The organism is Enterococcus sp. DIV0175 (assembly GCF_050529075.1).
Lineage (GTDB): Bacteria > Bacillota > Bacilli > Lactobacillales > Enterococcaceae > Enterococcus_B > Enterococcus_B thailandicus.
This window is the reverse complement of sequence record NZ_CP172880.1, coordinates 1,634,343-1,653,100: the sequence shown is the minus strand read 5'-3', so window position 1 is coordinate 1,653,100 and position 18,758 is coordinate 1,634,343. Positions and strand designations below refer to the sequence as shown.

12 protein-coding genes and 1 other annotated feature are annotated in these 18,758 nt (G+C 37.5%); of the genes, 9 read left to right on the top strand and 3 right to left on the bottom strand.

What is annotated here, in order from left to right:
* Window positions 1–15: 15 nt before the first annotated feature.
* Window positions 16–777, bottom strand: coding sequence for a C39 family peptidase (locus IGJ76_RS07720; RefSeq protein WP_430596535.1), 762 nt, complete (start codon window positions 775–777; stop codon window positions 16–18).
* Between the two features lie 388 nt (window positions 778–1,165).
* On the opposite strand from IGJ76_RS07720, the gene IGJ76_RS07715 reads away from it, so the two are divergent.
* On the top strand, window positions 1,166–1,363 hold the full coding sequence (locus IGJ76_RS07715) for a hypothetical protein (RefSeq protein ID WP_067482398.1): 198 nt from the start codon (window positions 1,166–1,168) through the stop codon (window positions 1,361–1,363).
* A 137-nt stretch (window positions 1,364–1,500) separates the two neighbouring features.
* Window positions 1,501–1,983 carry a hypothetical protein gene (locus IGJ76_RS07710; RefSeq protein WP_067482396.1) on the top strand — a complete coding sequence of 161 codons (483 nt, stop codon included), beginning with the start codon at window positions 1,501–1,503 and terminating at the stop codon, window positions 1,981–1,983.
* A gap of 251 nt (window positions 1,984–2,234) precedes the next feature.
* Here IGJ76_RS07710 and IGJ76_RS07705 read toward each other — a convergent pair whose 3' ends face one another.
* On the bottom strand, window positions 2,235–2,831 hold the full coding sequence (locus IGJ76_RS07705; protein ID WP_067482395.1) for a nitroreductase family protein: 597 nt from the start codon (window positions 2,829–2,831) through the stop codon (window positions 2,235–2,237).
* A gap of 377 nt (window positions 2,832–3,208) precedes the next feature.
* On the opposite strand from IGJ76_RS07705, the gene IGJ76_RS07700 reads away from it, so the two are divergent.
* The 6 genes from IGJ76_RS07700 to pheT all read left to right on the top strand — a co-directional run bounded on the left by IGJ76_RS07700 (window position 3,209) and on the right by pheT (window position 16,616).
* Window positions 3,209–4,675, top strand: a complete 1,467-nt coding sequence (locus tag IGJ76_RS07700; protein WP_270607528.1) for a peptide MFS transporter — start codon at window positions 3,209–3,211, stop codon at window positions 4,673–4,675.
* Between the two features lie 506 nt (window positions 4,676–5,181).
* On the top strand, window positions 5,182–8,715 hold the full coding sequence (locus IGJ76_RS07695; protein WP_368026784.1) for a PD-(D/E)XK nuclease family protein: 3,534 nt from the start codon (window positions 5,182–5,184) through the stop codon (window positions 8,713–8,715).
* Entirely contained in the window at window positions 8,712–12,425 is a 3,714-nt protein-coding gene (addA, locus tag IGJ76_RS07690; RefSeq protein ID WP_067482390.1) for a helicase-exonuclease AddAB subunit AddA, read from the top strand. The genes IGJ76_RS07695 and addA overlap by 4 nt, the downstream gene beginning before the upstream one ends.
* A 64-nt stretch (window positions 12,426–12,489) precedes the next feature.
* Complete coding sequence (locus IGJ76_RS07685) at window positions 12,490–12,831, top strand: winged helix-turn-helix transcriptional regulator (RefSeq protein ID WP_067482388.1); 342 nt, start codon at window positions 12,490–12,492, stop codon at window positions 12,829–12,831.
* Window positions 12,832–12,879: 48 nt separating this feature from the next.
* Window positions 12,880–13,098 (top strand) — a binding site (T-box leader).
* Between the two features lie 50 nt (window positions 13,099–13,148).
* Window positions 13,149–14,192, top strand: coding sequence for a phenylalanine--tRNA ligase subunit alpha (gene pheS / locus IGJ76_RS07680; protein WP_067482386.1), 1,044 nt, complete (start codon window positions 13,149–13,151; stop codon window positions 14,190–14,192).
* A 6-nt stretch (window positions 14,193–14,198) separates the two neighbouring features.
* Entirely contained in the window at window positions 14,199–16,616 is a 2,418-nt protein-coding gene (gene pheT, locus IGJ76_RS07675; RefSeq protein ID WP_067482384.1) for a phenylalanine--tRNA ligase subunit beta, read from the top strand.
* Between the two features lie 131 nt (window positions 16,617–16,747).
* Here pheT and trpS read toward each other — a convergent pair whose 3' ends face one another.
* Window positions 16,748–17,758, bottom strand: coding sequence for a tryptophan--tRNA ligase (gene trpS, locus IGJ76_RS07670; RefSeq protein WP_067482381.1), 1,011 nt, complete (start codon window positions 17,756–17,758; stop codon window positions 16,748–16,750).
* 254 nt (window positions 17,759–18,012) lie between these two features.
* On the opposite strand from trpS, the gene IGJ76_RS07665 reads away from it, so the two are divergent.
* The gene (locus tag IGJ76_RS07665; protein ID WP_067482379.1) at window positions 18,013–18,750 is read left to right on the top strand and encodes an amino acid ABC transporter ATP-binding protein; all 738 of its coding nucleotides are present in this window, start codon (window positions 18,013–18,015) and stop codon (window positions 18,748–18,750) included.
* The last annotated feature ends 8 nt before the right edge of the window (window positions 18,751–18,758 follow it).

The window sequence follows — 18,758 nt, the reverse complement described above, 5'->3', positions numbered from 1 at the left end:
TTCTTTGAAAGAACGCTAGTTACTTTTTTCCAAGGTTAACATTTGTCCACCCATTGCTTCAAAAATTTCAGTGAAATTATCGATTGGAACTGCTCGATTTTTTTCGCCATAAGGGTCGTTCACGTAAATCATTTCCTTGTCATAGCCAGTTACGACACAAGCGTGAACTAGGGGAGTGACAGAAACTTCACCATTTTGGGTAGTCCAAGTCATAAAGTCAGTTTCATCAGGGACCTCAAACTCAATGGTGACGATGGTCCAAACCGGTTTTTCTTCATTCAAGGCTTCTTTGATATCAACAAGTGAGGCTTCTTTTTTTGCTTGTGCATGGTAGCTAGTGTGTACTACTTTTTGTGCGAGTGCAGCGATTGGTGCGACATAGACACCCATTGCCCAGTCTCCACCAGAAATATCACCAACAAATCCTTCATTTGGATCACCATGTGTACCATCTTCATTAAACACAGGGACATAAGTAAGTTCGTTTGCTAACAGGTTTTTGGTCGTTTCAAAACCATAGTAATTTAACAACATAGAAAGGGCAGTTACTTCACAGCCATTTTCTAGAGCTGGTTCGTCAAATTGGTTAGCAAGTGGAACATCTAAAATCATTTCATTCGCTTCATTGGATTTCTTTTTAGCTGGAGGCTTTTGGTCTTCTTGTTTTTGTTGTGCAGTTTCGTTTGAGTTGGGCGTTGTTAACCAATAGATTGAGCCAGCAGCAAGCAGACTAACGCTAACAATTCCACTTAATTTTTTTGCAACTTTCTTTTTCATAAGGACCTCCAATTATTCCGAAAGGGAACATCTTACATTCTTGCTATTATAATGCTTTTTTTGTGAATGTGAAATACTTTTACGTTAATTCCTGATGGAGAAGTTTACATAAAAAAATTAACAGCTAGTAATCATTTTTTCAACTATTTCAACTTAAAAAATGAGGGGAAGAAAAAATGAATAATTCCGTTCTTTTTTATGAATTTTATACGAAACTTTCGTGTTTAAAAGAGGTTTTATTTGTGAAAACGAAACCAGTAGGCTATAATGCCAATATGGTTTGTTCAAAAAAGTTATTAACAAGAATCAATTGGTAATGACAACGAACATTCTGCCTGAATAAATTACTTCAGGAAAGAAAATGGGGCAGCAGTGTAGGAGGATTTTGATGACGGAAGAAATGATAAATCTAGGAGAAAAGTATTCTTGTAAGCCAATTGGATTCACACAACCAGTTGTTGGAGAAGTTGTATCAAAAATGACGAATTGTGCCGTAGTCAAAGTTGCTCAATGTGCTGACGAAGACCAAGAATTATTGGAAGAGAAGTCCAGCATGGTTGTTGCAAAATATGATACATTTGAATAAAAAATAAAAAGGACAAGTAGTTCAAACATGAAAAAGTGTTGCTGCGTGTCCTTTTTGCTGTTTTTGAAAAAGTTCTATATACTTGACTTAATAAAGAGAAAAGTTTTCTTGAGATGAGAGAAGAGGGGTGATGTACGATGATAACAACCTTTACTTTGTTATTGTTTGCATTTGTTTTTGTCATGTTTTTATTTCTATGGTTCGTTCGTAGAGAAATTGTTTATAAAGCAGTACGAAATCGTTGGGTTTACTTGGTGGTTCCGTTTCTTGTGGTCTTAGTTATCTGGTTTACGATCATTAGTCAGCCAACGGTGGATGACTTGGCGAAAGCCGTTTTATCCGCAATGATATTCATCAGTTTTTTAATGGATAGTCGTGGGATAACGGAAGAAGGCTTGGTTTTAAATAGCTTTGATAAACGGGGCGTTCCTTTTTCTGAAATCAATCGAATCGTTTTATATCAACCCCAAGGCTCAAATGAAGTGAAAATGAACTTTTTCCGTAAGGGCTGGCGTGGACCGATGTTAAAATTTTCCGCTTCTTTAGAGGAGCTGGTGCCATTTTTAGCGCAACGATTAAATGATGATGCTCAGATTGATATTATGATTGATGAAGAGTGAGGACAAGGTTGTGTCACAAAGCGGTTAGCTTCGAAAAAATAATGAGCAACTGGCGAAAATAGCTTTTTATATTTTTGACCAGGTGTGAGTTATTTCGAGAAGTTCTTTTGAAAACATCGCAGCAAAAAGAATGAATGAAACCATTTTTTATTACGAAGCAGATTTTATTTTCTATCAAAATGTTTACTTTAAACTAAAAAGGAACACGTTTAGATTAATCCTAGACGTGTTCCTTTTTTATAATCTTGTAATTAGCTAAATACGCGGAAACGATCTTCATCGTTCATGTATTCTTTTTCGCCAGCAGGTGATTCAACAGAACCAAAAACTAATTGAGAACGTAGTTTCCAGTTTGCAGGAATATTCCATTCTTTTGCAACTGCTTCATCAATTACTGGATTGTAATGTTGTAAGTTTGCGCCAAGTCCTTGTTCGACTAATGAAACCCAAGTATTTGCTGTTGCAATACCATTTGATTGTTCTGACCAATCTGGGAAGTTGTCTGCATAAAGTTCAAATTGTTCTTGCAATCCTTTAACGATATCAGTGTCTTTGAAGAATAAAACAGTTCCGTAACCATTTTTGAAGCCAGCTAATTTTTGTTGTGTATTAGGAAAAGCTTCAGCAGGTGTTAATGGGCGAAGTGCTTCTTCTGTGATTTCCCATAATTTTTCGTGAGCGTCACCGAAAAGAATAACAGCGCGTGTTGATTGTGCGTTGAAAGCAGTTGGGCTTTCTTTGATAGCTTCTTTAATAAGTGCTTCTAATTCTGTGTTTGATAATGAAACGTTACGTCCTAAGTGATAGATAGAACGGCGATTTTTTAAAGTGTTTGTAAATGTAGTCATAGTATAGTCTCCCTTTGAATGTTGTTTTTTTACTTACTTTTTGTAATTGAATACAAAATGAAGTATATCATCTTACAAAAAGTAAGTAAATAGAAAAGCTCAAAAAAATGGAAATTTTTTTTTAGGAAAAAGTAAATGAGAAAGCAAAAAGAGTGATAGCGGTTACTTAACTGCTTTAACGACTTTTTTTAGTAAGTTTATCGAGAGGAACTATATAATTATTAAATGTGTGTTTTTTTATTCTTATTATTTTGTCATTGAATTTTACTTATTTTTATAGAAAAGAAGTATATATTTCTTAGATAAGTTTTTCAGTTAAATTTTTCAGGTAATATGTTTATTATTTTCTGAAAATTTAAAGAATTGGGGTATAGATTATGGAAAATCAACAAGATAAAGGCTTCTTTGGTCAGCCGAAGGGGTTATCAACATTGTTCTTCACAGAGATGTGGGAACGATTCAGTTATTATGGAATGCGTGCATTACTTCTTTATTATATGTATGACGCAGTTTCCAATGGTGGTCTTGGATTACCACGTACAACGGCCTTAGCAATCATGTCGATTTATGGTTCACTTGTATTTATGTCAAGCATTGTTGGTGGTTGGATTTCCGACCGTTTACTTGGAGCAAAACGAACAGTATTTTTTGGTGGAGTATTCATCATGTTTGGTCACATTGTTTTAGCGACACCATTTGGAGTAGGTGCTTTATTTATTTCAATGGCATTGATTATTATGGGGACAGCTTTATTGAAACCAAATGTGTCCGGAATGGTGGGACATCTTTATTCAAAAACAGATTTACGTCGTGATGCAGGTTTCTCAATCTTTTATATGGGTGTTAACTTGGGGGCATTATTAGCACCACTGATTGTTGGGACTTTAGGTCAAGAATATAACTATCATTTAGGTTTCTCGTTAGCAGCATTTGGGATGTTCTTCGGTCTACTACAATACATCATCCAAGGCCGCAAAACATTAGATGGTGTTGGAACAAAAGCTCCAAACCCATTAACACCAGAAGAACGTAAAGGTTTTATTCGTAACTTTATTATTGCGATTGTTGTCATCATTGCTATTTTTGGTGGTGCACAATTAACTGGTCATCTTTCTATTGATTTCTTTGTTAATTCGATTAGCATACTTGGAATTGTTCTACCTGTGTTCTATTTTGTAAAAATGTTAACGTCAAAAGATGTTTCTGCAGAAGAAAAACCACGAGTATTAGCATATATTCCCTTGTTTTTAGCAGCAATTATTTTCTGGTCATTACAAGAGCAAGGTTCATCGATTCTTGCGTTATTTGCTAGCGAACGAACACAATCAACTTTATTTGGTGTAACGATCCAAGCAAGCTGGTTCCAATCATTAAATCCAATTTTTATTTTTGTTCTAACACCTGTCTTCGTTACTTTATGGACGAAACTTGGACAAAAACAACCATCAACTGTTGTAAAATTTGCACTTGGGTTGTTATTTGCTGGGCTTTCTTACTTGTTATTGATGTTACCAGGTTTATTATATGGAACAGCTGGAAAAGTAAGTCCAATGTGGTTGGTTGGTAGCTTCTTCATCATTGTAATTGCAGAATTATGTTTATCACCAGTTGGTCTATCTGTAACAACTAAGCTAGCACCACGCGCGTTTGAATCACAAACAATTGCTATCTGGTTCTTAGCAGATGCTTCATCACAAGCAATTAACGCGCAAATCGCTCGTTTTTATACACCGGCAACTGAATCAGCATATTTTGGGATTATCGGAGTCGTTGCAATCATCGGTGGGATTTTATTATTCACAATCAAAGAACCAATTAAGAAATTAATGGGTTCAATTTATTAAAAAAGTTAGAGCCTAGGGCAGTTGATGTCCTAGGCTTTTTTTGTGGAGAAAACGGTAAAACTTTGAGATTAAGTGTAAAGAAAGTTTATGAGAAATAGGTTTGCCAACAAAACAAATATTTTTGATTGTTTTTTCGGAGCTGAATGTTTTATGTTGGAAGATTATTTGTGACGTTCCCAAAGCAATCCCTCGATATAATTTTCAATCACTTCAAAATAGAAAAATTTATTTTTTATGATTGCGTATTATATTGTTGAAGGGGAACGTTTTGAATCACAACCTTATCCACGGTGTTCTCAAAGCAACTCCTCAAGATAGCTTGCATTCACTTCAAAATATGAAAAGCTATTTTGAGTGCTTGCGCGCTATCTTATCGGAGCTAACCGCTTTGTGTCACAACCTTTTTTAAAAAGTTATTTCTTTTTACCAAAAACCTTGATAAGTAGAACGAATGTTCAGTTTTTTTGTTATAATAGAAGAGCATCAAAAAGTAAAGGAGGAGTAAAATGTCTTTACAATTTATTCTCGGCTCAGGTAAGAAAGATCATCGAACAGCACTGATTGATGAGGCAACGACTTGGTTAGAAGCAGCTCCTCAAAATCAAGTCTTTTTCCTTGTACCTAATTACAATAAGTTTGAACAAGAACAAGAGTTATTAGCAATGTTACGTCAGCGCAAAGGAACACAAACCTTTAGTACGACAAAGGTGCAAGTCTTTAGTTTTTATCGACTAGCATGGTACATTTTGCAACAGACAACTTTGCTTTCAGGTAATAGCATCACCGAGTCTGGCTCAGCAATGATTCTACGTCAGATATTAGAAAAAAACCGCGAAAAGTTGACCATTTTTCGTGGAGAAGTCAACAAAAAAGGATTCATCAAGCAACTCCAAGAATTATATGAAGAAATGCGCACAGGAAACATTCACCCAAGTGACTTAATAGCTAGTGTAACTGGGGAAAGTCCCAAAGCAGCAGACCAACAATTGAAAATGCAAGATTTACAGTTGATTTTTTCTGCGTATGAAGAAGAACTATTTGAGCGAATGCTGCAAGCAGAAGATGCTTTAGCTATTTTAAGTGAGTATCTTTATCAACAAGATTTTCGCCATGTAAAATTTTTGATGACGGGTTTTTCTCGGATCAATGCCCAGGAGTATCAGTTGTTGAGCGCAATGATGGTCAAAGGAAACCTGGTTGTCGATTTATTACTTGATCGACCTTATCCTAATGAAGTGCCTGAACCCTTAAATCTGTTTCACGAAACAGGCAAGTTATATTTTCGCTTGTTGAACGGGGCAAAAGAACATCGTGCACCGATTTTGATTGATCAATATGCACCAGCGAAGGAAGTGCCAGAAGCGTTAGCCGCATTACAAGAGATGTGGGAAGAAACAAGTAGTCAAAAACAAAATCGTTCTCGAAAAGTTGGCGCACAAAAGACGATTCATTTGTGGGAGGCGGAAACACCAACGGAAGAAGTCCAACAGTTGGCCGTGGAAATTCGCCGCTTGGTTAGCGAGGGGGAATGTCGGTATCGCGATATTCAAGTATTGACGAAAGATATGCTTCTTTATGGCAATTTATTAAAGCCGATTTTTCAAGAAATGGCGATTCCGTTTTATCTCGATGAAGAGCAGTTGATGGAGAACCATCCTTTGATCGAGTGGATCAACAGTCTGTTTGCTTTGGATCGCTACGCCTATCGTTTGAGTGACATTATGCGATTTTTCAAAACGGAGTTATTGATTGCTCCAGAAAATCAAGAATTAGAGCAGGAACAATGGCAATGGATCAGAGATGATTTCCGCAAAAAATTAGATCTCACAGAAAATGTTGCCTTAGCTTATAATTATCAAGGAAACTACTGGACTCGCGCAAAGGATTGGACGTTTGTTTCTTACAACTTTGAAACAGAGGAGCTGGAAGACGTTCAAGAACTGCAAGAGCAGTCAAATGAGATTCGTCGTTTATTCCAGAGTAATATTCCGGGTTTCTTTAAAAAAATCAAAAATTGTGAAAATGGTCAAGAAGCTGCTAGTGTTTTTTATCAGTTTTTAGTGACCAGTGGTGTCCGTCAACAACTGTTATTTTGGCGGAATCAAGAAGTTGCACGCGGAAATTTAGCACAAGCCAGAAATCATGAGCAAACGTGGGGTGCGTTGATCGACTTACTGGACGAGTTTGCATTGATTTATGGGGAAACCAGCTTTGAATGGGAAACATTCCAAGACATTATTAGCAGTGGACTAGAAAATTTAAGTTATGGGAAGATTCCTACAGCAATTGATCAAGTTCAAGTAAACCGCTTAGAATTAGTTCGTCCAAATCAAGCAAAAATTACCTTTGCTTTGGGCCTGAACGATCAAACTTTCCCAGCTCGTCAAGAAACAAAAGGTCTGCTATCTAGTGAAGAACGAGAACAATTGAATCAAGCATTGGCTGAAGATCAGTATTTGTTTGATCCTGCAACGGAAAGTATGTCTTCTGAACCTTTTCAAGCATATTTGGTCTTTCTTTCAGGAACAAAGCGACTTTATTTAAGCTATGCACAAAGTTACGATACGGATCGAAGTTTGAAAATTTCTCCTTATTTACAACGAATCAATCGTTATTTAGCAATTCCAATTGAGAAAAAGACACGATTGACGGTGACCAGTGAGCCAGCGGATTATATTGGGACGTATCGGAGTGCCGTTGATACGTTGAACCGAATGTTTCGTTTGGCAGCAGATGAGAAACAACAATTAGCGAAAGTATGGACTGAATTGAGAGAAGTCGTTCTCCATTCTCCTTGGCGGAACTTTGCTTTACGTGTATTTGAAAGTCAGTCTCATTTGAATGTTCCAGTTTCATTACCGACAGAGTTAGCAGAGCAGTTATATGGAAAAGAAATCTATACGTCTATTTCTCGTATGGAAAATTTTTACAACTGTGAATATAAATATTTTGTTCAATTTGGCTTGAAGTTGAAAGAACGGATGATTTATGGACTGACACCAGCAGCAACTGGGGACTTTTATCATGAATCACTGGATCGCTTCTTTAAATTATTATTTTCAAATGAACTTTCACTCGTTAACATGACGGAAAAAGAACGCCAAGCATTTACTGAGAAAGTTCTCCAAGAAGTTTTTGGTGAACTGCGTTTTGAAATTTTAGATAGTTCTGCACGGATGAACTACATCCGTTATCAATTGAGCCAAACAATCCAAAAAGTAGCGTGGGCGTTACAAAAACAAAGTAAAAATACCGGTCTCCATCCGTTACAAACGGAGATTTTATTCGGACAAATTGCTGGGGCAAAAGGAATCCCGGGTTTGGAATTACCTTTACAAAATGGTGGAAGACTACATGTTCGCGGAAAAATCGACCGTATCGACACGGCCACGGAACAAGACGAAACCTGGTTAAGTGTTGTGGACTATAAATCTAGTGGGCGAACGTTTGATGTTACGGAAGCTTACTATGGAATGGCCATGCAACTATTGACTTACTTAGATGTTGCCTTGATGGATGCAGTACGCTTAACCGGACAAGCCACAGTCAAGCCTGCTGGTTCCTATTATTTACATGTCCACAACCCTGTATTAACCGAAAACGAAGAAATTGAAAAGAATACGTTGAAAAAGTTTAGTTATGATGGCGTCTTTGTTGATGATCCGGGATTGTTGGAAGTTCTTGATCATTCGTTAGAAGCGAAAGAGCAATCTTTGATTTATCCAGTGAAAAAAAATGCGAAAGATGAGTATCAAAAGGGCAGTTACAGTAAAGAAAAATTCTTCACAGAAGAAGAATTACATCAGTTTATGGAACACAATCGTAAAAATATGCGTTTAGCTGGTGAAGCAATCACTTCGGGAGAAATCAAACTAAATCCAGCCTATAAAGATAAACAGCGGATTGCTTGTCAATTTTGTCCATTTCGAAGTGTCTGCACTTTCGATGTGATGTTAAAGGAAAACAATTATCATCGCTTAGAAAAACTGGATAAGGACGAAGCATTACGCAGAATTTTGAAACGAGGTGAAGAAGAGTGAGTCAGATTCCATTAAAGCCCCAAAATGAACGTTTTACAGATGAACAATGGCAAGCGATTTTTGATCGTGGGGACAATTTGCTTGTCTCCGCTTCAGCAGGATCAGGAAAAACCACAGTTCTTGTTCGTCGAGTGATTGAAAAACTTAAAATGGGTGTCAATATTGATGAACTCTTGATTGTTACGTTTACGGAAGCTGCTGCACGTGAGATGAAAGAAAGAATCCAAGAAGCTTTGCAGTCGGCAATCAACGACGAAACAGATACGCAACGTCAGCAACATTTTACGAAACAATTAATGTTGCTACCCACAGCTAATATTTCAACACTACATGCGTTTTGTTTAACTGTCATTCGTCGTTTTTATTATCTGATCGATATCGATCCAGTTTTTCGAATGCTGACAGATGAAACAGAAACCTTGTTAATGAAAGAAGACGTGTGGGACGAATTACGTGAACGTCTTTACGGAGAAAAAAATGAGCGATTTTTCCAACTAACGACAAACTTTTCAAATGATCGATCAGATGAAGGCTTGACTGACTTAATCTTGTCTCTTTATGAGTTTGCGCGTGCGAATCCAGATCCAACTAATTGGCTTAAAGGATTAAGTGAATCTTATCGTTTAGAAGGCTCGCTTGGCGAATCGGCGTTATATCAAAATCAATTACGTCCATTGATTTTGGCAGATGTTTTTCAATGTGTACAGGCATATGAAGAGATGGTCAGCTTAGCTCAGACGGAAGGTTTGGAAAAAATGTACGACCAAGTTTCCGAGGAACGTGAACGAATCAATGCCATTTATGAGGCATTTATACAAGATCAACTAGAGGTGGCTTATCAAGGATTAGAAAACTTAACCTTTTCAACATTTAAAAGCAGTCGAAAAGCCGAATTGAAAGAACGATCAGCAGAAGTAAAAGCTCTTCGTGATCGCTCGAAAAAAATGATTCAAGGAATCAGTAAAAATTATTTCGCTGTTTCGCCAGCACAAATGGAAGCTATTATGACACAAGCACTTCCTTTAGTCGAAGAGATGTGCCAAGTAACACAAGCGTTTATGGATGGATTTAGTGAGAAAAAACGCGAAAAAGGCGTATTAGATTTTAATGACCTAGAACATTTGGCGTTGATGATTTTGACCAAGAAAACCGCTGATGGTTGGATATCAAGTGAAGCCTCGAATTATTACCGAGAGAAATTCAAAGAAGTAATGGTTGATGAGTATCAGGATGTCAATCAATTGCAAGAAGCAATTTTATACTGGTTAAGAGAACCTGATCCAACGAATGGAAATCTTTTCATGGTTGGAGATGTCAAGCAATCTATTTATTCTTTCCGATTAGCGGATCCAAGTCTATTCATCAAAAAATATCAAGAATTTTCAAAAGCAGAAGGTGGTAGAAGAATCGTTCTGGCAGAAAATTTTCGTTCGCGAGAAGAAGTCTTGCGATTTACTAACCTGATTTTTGAACAAATTATGGATGAACAAGTTGGCCAGATTACTTATGATGAAGCAGCAAAACTGGCGTTAGGATTTCCTGATTTTCCTAATAGTACGCAGTTTGATCCAGAAATTTTGATTTATGAAAAAGAACAGGAAGAAACTACGGAAGAGTTGCCTTCGGATGATTTTCTTGAAGATAAAACAGAGGGCGAATTATTGATGGCGGGGTTGAAAATCCGTGAATTAATTGATAACAAGTGGGAAATCTACGATAAAAAATTGAAAGCTAATCGACCAGTCGAATATGGGGATATTGTCCTACTGACACCAACGAAAAAAAATAATTTAACGATTTTGGATGTGTTCAAGACCTTAGATATTCCACTGGAAATGAACGATGCTCAAAATTATTTCCAAGCAACAGAGATCCGGACAGTGATTTCATTACTACAAATCATTGATAATCCTTACCAAGACATTCCTTTAGTAGCTATTTTACGTTCACCAATCGTTGGCTTGATTGAACCTGAATTAGCGCAGATTCGCTTAGCGGATCGAAATCGTACGTTCTTTGATGCCTTTTTAACTTATGAAAAAATGAATCAAGATCACTTGAGTGCTAAGCTCTCTGATTTTAAAGAATTGTTGGATAAATGGCGTGAACTTGCTCGACGTTCTTCAATTGCGGACTTACTTTGGGCTATTTACTACGAGACGGGTTACTTAGAATACGTGGTTGGGTTACCAGCTGGGGCACAAAGACAAGCGAATTTATATGCATTAGTGGATCGTGCGAAAGCTTATGAGCAAAGTTCATTTCGAGGATTGTACCAGTTTGTTCGTTTTATCGAAAAAATGCAAGAAAAGGATAAAGATTTGGCAGAACCTGTCATTGCGGTGGAAGACAATGCAGTTCGTGTGATGACGATTCACGCCAGTAAAGGACTAGAATTCCCTGTTGTCTTTTTGTTGGACATGACGAAAGAATTCAATTTACAGGATTTGCGAAAACGCTACGTATTTGAAGAAAAATTAGGTGCAGGAATCCGCTACATGGACCCGCAAACTCGCGTATTATTTGATACATTACCTTTTCAAGCCATTAAATTAGCTAAACAAAACAAATTATTATCTGAAGAAATGCGTAAATTGTATGTTGGATTGACTCGGGCGGAACAAAAACTGTTTATTGTTGGCTCTTACAAGAGTCGTGAACAAACAATTAAAACGTGGGGCGAAGCGCTAAATGCATCGGAACTGGTTCTGGATCCAGCGTTACGCTTGAAAGGTCGAGGAAGCTTGATGAATTGGATTGGCTACAGCTTGATTCGTCATCCTCGAATGTCTGAATATTTGGAGGACGAGTCAGTATTGACTTTAGCTGATGCGAACGGTTCCTTTACCGTTTTGTGGATGAACCAACAAGAGTTGGCGGAAAAGCGTCGACAACTTGCACAGCGGGAGCCTTCTTTAGTTACGCCGAAAGAAAACCAATTTGGTTTATCAGAGACTCTGCGTCAACGTTTAGCATATGTTTATCCTTATCAGGCTGCCACTCAAACGACGAGTTACCAATCTGTTTCAGAAATCAAACGATTATTTGAAGACCCAGATGATAGTCAGGCAACGAAGCTAACTTGGGAAGACAATCAAACAAAAGCAAAAAATCAACAATTTCGTTATACACAAGAACAGCTAGCTGAACCAAAATTTTTGCAAAAAGGTGTATCAGCAACTGCAATTGGAACAGTCACACATACGTTGTTGCAATTATTGCCATTGGAGCCACCAACAGAAGAAGCAATCCAAGCTTTACTAGCAGAGCTAGTCAAAAAGCGATTGGTGGATCAACAAGTGGCAGAAAAAGTCGACATTTCTGCAATTCTTTGGTTTTTTGAAACAGATCTTGGAAAATTATTACTGGAACACTCCACAAAAGTGAAAAGAGAGCAACCATTTGCGATGCTGATGACAGCGGAAGAAGTGTTTGAAAATTATCCGGATGAAACTGATGAATTACTGATTCACGGAATCGTTGACGGCTATATCGAATTTGCAGATGACATCTATCTTTATGATTTCAAAACGGATTTCCTTATGAATCCAGATGACCCAACTGAGATTGATAAAGTTGTTCAAAAATATTTAGGACAGCTCCGACTTTACCAACAAGCATTGGCTGATTCTTTAGGAAAACCTGTAACAAATACCTTTTTAGTTTTATTACGTGGCAAAAAAATCATAAATGTTAACAAAAGATTATGAATAAGCATAAGTTGCTTACACTTTGTAAGTATTATGCTATACTCTTCAAAAAGAGGTGAGTAAGATGGAGCTTACACAGACAGACTTTGTTCTATGTCCGAAGTTTGAGAAAACTTTCTCGATTTTGGGGAAAAAATGGAACGGGTTGATTATTGATGTACTACTAGAAAATGGTCCGCAACGCTTTGTTGATCTTGCTGCAAAGATTCCGATGGTTAGCGATCGAGTATTAGTTGAACGTCTAAAAGAGTTAGAAAAAGAAGGAATTGTTACTCGAAATATTTCCTGTAATGAATCCAATCGTTCTGAATATCTTTTGACTGAAAAAGGAGCAGACTTACAAAATTCAATCAAACAGTTACAAGTTTGGAGTGAAAAGTGGGTCACTGAGGAAGAATGCAGTTGATTTCAGGACAAAATTCTTGTAGAATTGATTTTGTAAATTGTAAATAAAAAAAGAACCATGACGAAAAAGAGTAGTTTGGCTAAACCAGATCAGGGAGATTTGTCATAGACTGAAAGCAAATTCTGTGTTTGAAAAATGAAGTTCACTTTCTGAGTTCGCCTAGTTTTTGATACTGGGCCGGCAATTGTCGTTAATCAAGTAAGTGTGTGAGTAGCTGATAGCTTTACTCACAAATTAGGATGGTATCGCGAAGACCTCGTTCCTTGATAGGAATGAGGTCTTTTTTTTGTATTTGAATTTGAAGGAGGAAAAAAGCAATGTCTTTACAAGCACAACTCGAAAGCTTGAAAGAAGCAACGATTGTTAAAATTACTGCCGCACAGGATTTGAAAGAATTAAATCAAATCCGCGTGGAAACTTTAGGGAAAAAAGGCCCGATTACCGAAGTTCTTCGTGGAATGAAAGATCTTAGTCCAGAAGAAAGACCAAAAGTAGGTAGTTTTGCTAATGAAATTCGTGACTTATTAACGGCAGAAATTGAACGTAAAAAAGAAGTTCTTGAAGAAGAAGCGTTGAATGCTGCTTTAGCAAAAGAAACACTCGATGTGACTTTACCTGGTCGTCAAGTAAAACAAGGAACACGCCATATCTTGACGCAAATTATGGAAGAAATTGAAGATATTTTTGTGGGAATGGGTTACCAAATCGTTGAAGGTTATGAAGTGGAGTCAGACCACTATAACTTTGAACGAATGAATTTACCAAAAGATCACCCAGCACGAGATATGCAAGATACGTTTTATATTTCCGAAGATATTTTGATTCGTACACACACTTCACCTGTTCAAGCGCGAACAATGGAAAAACATGATTTTTCAAAAGGTGCATTACGGATGATCTCACCTGGGAAAGTTTTCCGTCGTGATACTGATGATGCTACTCATAGCCATCAGTTCCATCAAATTGAAGGTCTTGTGATTGATAAAAATGTAACAATGGGTGACTTGAAAGGGACACTGGAAGTTGTTATGAAGAAAATGTTTGGGGAAGATCGTAAAATTCGTTTACGTCCAAGCTATTTCCCATTCACTGAACCTTCAGTGGAAGTAGATGTTAGCTGTTTCAAATGCGGAGGCAAGGGTTGTAATGTCTGCAAATATACTGGCTGGATTGAAATCTTAGGCGCTGGAATGGTTCATCCTAATGTTTTAGAGATGTCAGGAATTGATCCAAATGAGTATTCAGGATTTGCTTTTGGACTTGGACCAGATCGCGTAGCAATGTTACGTTACGGCGTCAACGATATCCGTAATTTCTATCAAAATGACTTGCGTTTCTTAAGTCAGTTCAAGGGGGAGTAAAAAAGGATGTTAGTTTCATATAAATGGTTAAACCAATATGTTGATTTATCGGCAGTGACACCACAAGAATTAGCAGATAAGATGTCTGTTACTGGTATTGAGGTCGAAGGGATCGAAGTACCAGAAGAAGGTTTGAAAAAAATCGTCGTTGGTGAAGTAAAGGAATGTGTACCACATCCTGATTCTGATCACTTATCCATTTGCCAAGTAGATATTGGTGAAGATGAATTGTCTCAAATCGTTTGTGGTGCACCAAATGTTAAAGCGGGCATCAAAGTCATTGTGGCTTTACCAAATTCACGGATTGCTGGCAATGTGAAGATTAAAAAAGGAAAAATGCGCGGAGAAGTATCCAACGGGATGATCTGTGCATTACAAGAAATTGGTTTTTCTGATAGCGTAGTACCAAAAGAATATGCAGAAGGTATCTATTATCTTCCAGCAGAGGCTGTGAATGGTGAACCAGTATTTTCATATCTAGGCATGGACGATTCAATTATTGAATTATCCATTACACCAAACCGTGCAGATGCACTATCCATGCGTGGTGTTGCCTATGAAGTTGGCGCAATCTATCGTCAAACACCAACATTCGATGATGAAAAATTAACTGAAGTTGATCGTTTGGCAAGTGAAAAAATCACTGTGACTGTAGAGGACAAAGAGCTTGTTCCAGCATATCAAATTCGGGTAATTGAAGGAGTCAAAATTCAGCCAAGCCCACAATGGTTGCAAAACCTTTTAATGAACGAAGGAATTCGTCCAATCAACAACGTAGTTGATGTAACAAATTATATCCTGTTATTGTTTGGGCAACCATTACATGCATTTGATTACGACAAACTTGGTTCAAAGGAAATCGTTGTTCGTCATGCCAAAGAAGCAGAAGAATTAGTGACACTTGATGGTGAAACACGTAAATTGACACCAGAAAACTTAGTGATTACTAATGGCGAGGTTCCTGTTGCTTTAGCAGGTGTCATGGGTGGATTGGATTCAGAAATCACTGAAACAACGACGACAGTAGCATTAGAAGCAGCTTTATTTGATCCAGTTTCGATTCGTCGAACAGCCAAACAATTCAATTTACGTAGTGAATCTTCTGCTCGTTTTGAAAAGGGAATCAATCATGCAACGATTGCTGAAGCAAATGATGTTGCGGCAGCTATGATCGTTGCACTTGCTGGAGGCGAAGTTCTAACAGGTGCAGTAGCTGGTGCGGAAGTAACAGTTGAAGATGTAACAGTTCCAATCACATTACAACGAATCAACCAGTATTTAGGTACAAAATTGACTAGCGCAGAAGTGAACGAAATTTTTGAAGCACTTGGTTTTGATTATCAAGAAACCAATGAAACGTATTCTGTTGTTGTTCCACCAAGACGTTGGGATATTCAAATTGAAGCAGACATCATTGAAGAAGTTGCGCGTATCTATGGATATGATCGCTTGCCATCAACGTTGCCAAGTGGAGAAACAGTTGCTGGAAGCTTGACAGCAGAGCAGACAGGCACACGAACAATTCGTACATTGCTTGAAGGCAGTGGGTTGAATGAAGCGATTAGTTATGCCTTGACGACTGAAGAAAAGTCTCGTCAATTCGCAATGAAAGAAACGAATATTACTCGTTTAGACTGGCCAATGAGTGAAGAGCGTTCGGTTCTTCGGATGAACTTGATTAGTGGGTTACTGGACAATGTTAACTACAACGTTGCTCGTAAAAATACTGATGTTGGTTTCTATGAAGTAGGACGTGTATTCTATCAAGAAAATGATCCTTTGACTCATTTACCACAAGAAGTAAAACATCTTGCGTTAGCTATTTCTGGTACATGGCAAGAAAAAGATTGGCAAACAAAAGCAGAAACAGTTGATTTCTTTACAATTAAAGGATTGTTAGAAAACATTTTTGCTCAATTAGCTATCACTGAACAAATTAGCTATCAAGCAACTACAATGCCAGAAATGCATCCAGGGCGTACGGCTGCTATCTATCTTGGTGAACAATACCTTGGGTTTGTTGGTCAAGTTCATCCAACAATTGCCAAAGCGTATGACATTCCAGAAACGTATGTTGCAGAATTAGATTTAGTTTCAATAATTGAAGCAGCACAAGCAGGCATTACTTATCACGCTGTGACAAAATTCCCAGCCGTGAGTCGAGACATTGCTTTGCTAGTGAAAGAAGAAGTAACAAACCAAGAATTGGAAACAGTGATCAAAGCATCCGCTGGTAAATTCTTAACAGGAATCCAATTATTTGATGTTTATCAAGGTGAGAACATCGAAGCAGGAAACAAATCGATGGCGTATAGTTTGACATTTGTAAATCCTGAAGCAACATTGACTGATGAAGAAATCAATAAAGCTATGGATAAAGTAACCAATGCGTTAACAGAAAACTTGCACGCAAGTATTCGTTAAGTCTTTTCTTATTCAGAAAAACCCAGCCACGAATCAGACAGGAAAGTCTAACTCGTGGCTGGGTTTTATTTAGTAAAAAGTGAGAGCCAAAATAGAAAAAATTTTGGCTCTCGCTTTTTTGATTTTGAAAGTTAGTTAAAATAATTGATTCCCATCGCAGATTTTACTTCTGCTAAAGTTTCTGCCGCAACTTCTTTTGCAGCTAAACTGCCTTGACGTAACATTTCCATGACAGCTGCTGGATCTTTTTCAAACGTTTCACGGCGTGCACGAATTGGTGCAAATTCAGCTTCTAAAACGTCAATCAAGTAACGTTTAATTTTCACATCACCAAGTCCACCACGACGATAATGAGCTTTCATTTCTTCAATTGCTTCTTTATCTGTTCCAAAGACATCTAGATAAGTGAACACCATGTTTCCTTCTACTTGACCAGGATCTTCCACATGGATGTGGTTTGGATCGGTGTACATGCTCATGACTTTTTTCTGAACAACATCTGCTGGGTCAGCAATATAAATACCATTGCCCAAGGACTTACTCATTTTACCATTGCCATCAATTCCAGGTAAACGTCCCATGCCTTTTGGTGGGAAGACGCCTTTTGGTTCAACCAGAACTTGACCGTACGTATTGTTGAAACTTTGGACGATTTCTTGTGTTTGTTCCAACATTGGTTTTTGATCTTCGCCAACAGGAACTAAATTTGCTTTGAAAGCTGTGATGTCAGCAGCTTGTGAGATCGGATAAACAAAAAAACCAGTTGGGATACTTTCACCGAATTTCTTTTGTTCGATTTCTGATTTCACTGTGGGGTTTCGTTTCACGCGACCAACGCTGACTAAGTTCATGTAATACATGGCTAGCTCAGATAGCTCAGGAATTTGTGATTGGATAAATAAAGTTGTTTTGATCGGATCAAGACCAACAGCTAAGTAATCCAATGCGACTTGTAGCACATTAGATGAAACTTTTTCAGGATTTTTTGCATTATCTGTTAAAGCTTGCATGTCAGCAATCATGACAAACAATTGATTGTTTTCGTCTGCTTGCATTTCCACACGCGTTTTTAAAGAACCGACATAATGGCCAAGATGTAATCTTCCCGTTGGACGGTCTCCAGTCAATATAATATTTTTCAAAAAAGACACCTCTTTACGATTTGTAAGACTAGCACTTTATATCTTACCGTTTTTTTTTAGAAGAAACAACTATTCAAACGAAAAAACGCGGAAAGGATGCAGGGAAAAACGAAGAGCATCAAACATTCAAAAACAGAGGATATTTGTAGAAAATAACGTAGAAACTTTACATTTCCCTTTATTATCAGATATAATATGTTTCATTAGGTATCTTTAAAAGAAATCTTACTAAATAATAATGGGAGTGTAATGATATGGCAATGATTGAATTTAAGAACGTGGAAAAGTACTATGGGAAATTCCATGCTTTGAAGAATATTAACCTCGAATTTGCGAAGGGGGAAGTAGTTGTTGTCATTGGGCCTTCAGGTTCTGGGAAAAGTACAATGCTGCGTTGCATCAATGGCTTAGAAACTATTTCTTCAGGACAACTACTGATAAATAACAAAGATTTAAGAGATAAACAGACAAAATTAACAGAAGTACGTAAAAATATCGGGATGGTTTTTCAACATTTTAATTTATATCCTAATAAAACTGTACTAGAAAACATCACACTAGCACCAATTAAAGTATTGAAGCAAGATCAAGCAACGGCAATCAAAAATGCTGAAAAGTTTTTAGATACGGTCAATATGTTAGACAAAAAAGATTCTTATCCATCCATGCTGTCTGGTGGGCAACAGCAACGTGTTGCTATTGCTAGAGGTTTAGCGATGAATCCAGAGATGCTATTATTTGATGAACCAACTTCAGCGCTGGATCCGGAAATGATTGGGGATGTGCTAGACGTTATGAAAAAGTTAGCGAGAGAGGGCATGTCAATGATCGTGGTTACACATGAAATGGGATTTGCAAAAGAAGTAGCAGATCGAGTAATCTTCATGGCTGAAGGTGAAGTGTTAGAAGACAGTCGTGACGTAAAAGGATTCTTTGACAATCCACAGGAAGAACGCGCACAACAATTTATTAGCAAAGTAATCAACCATTAAAATTTAGG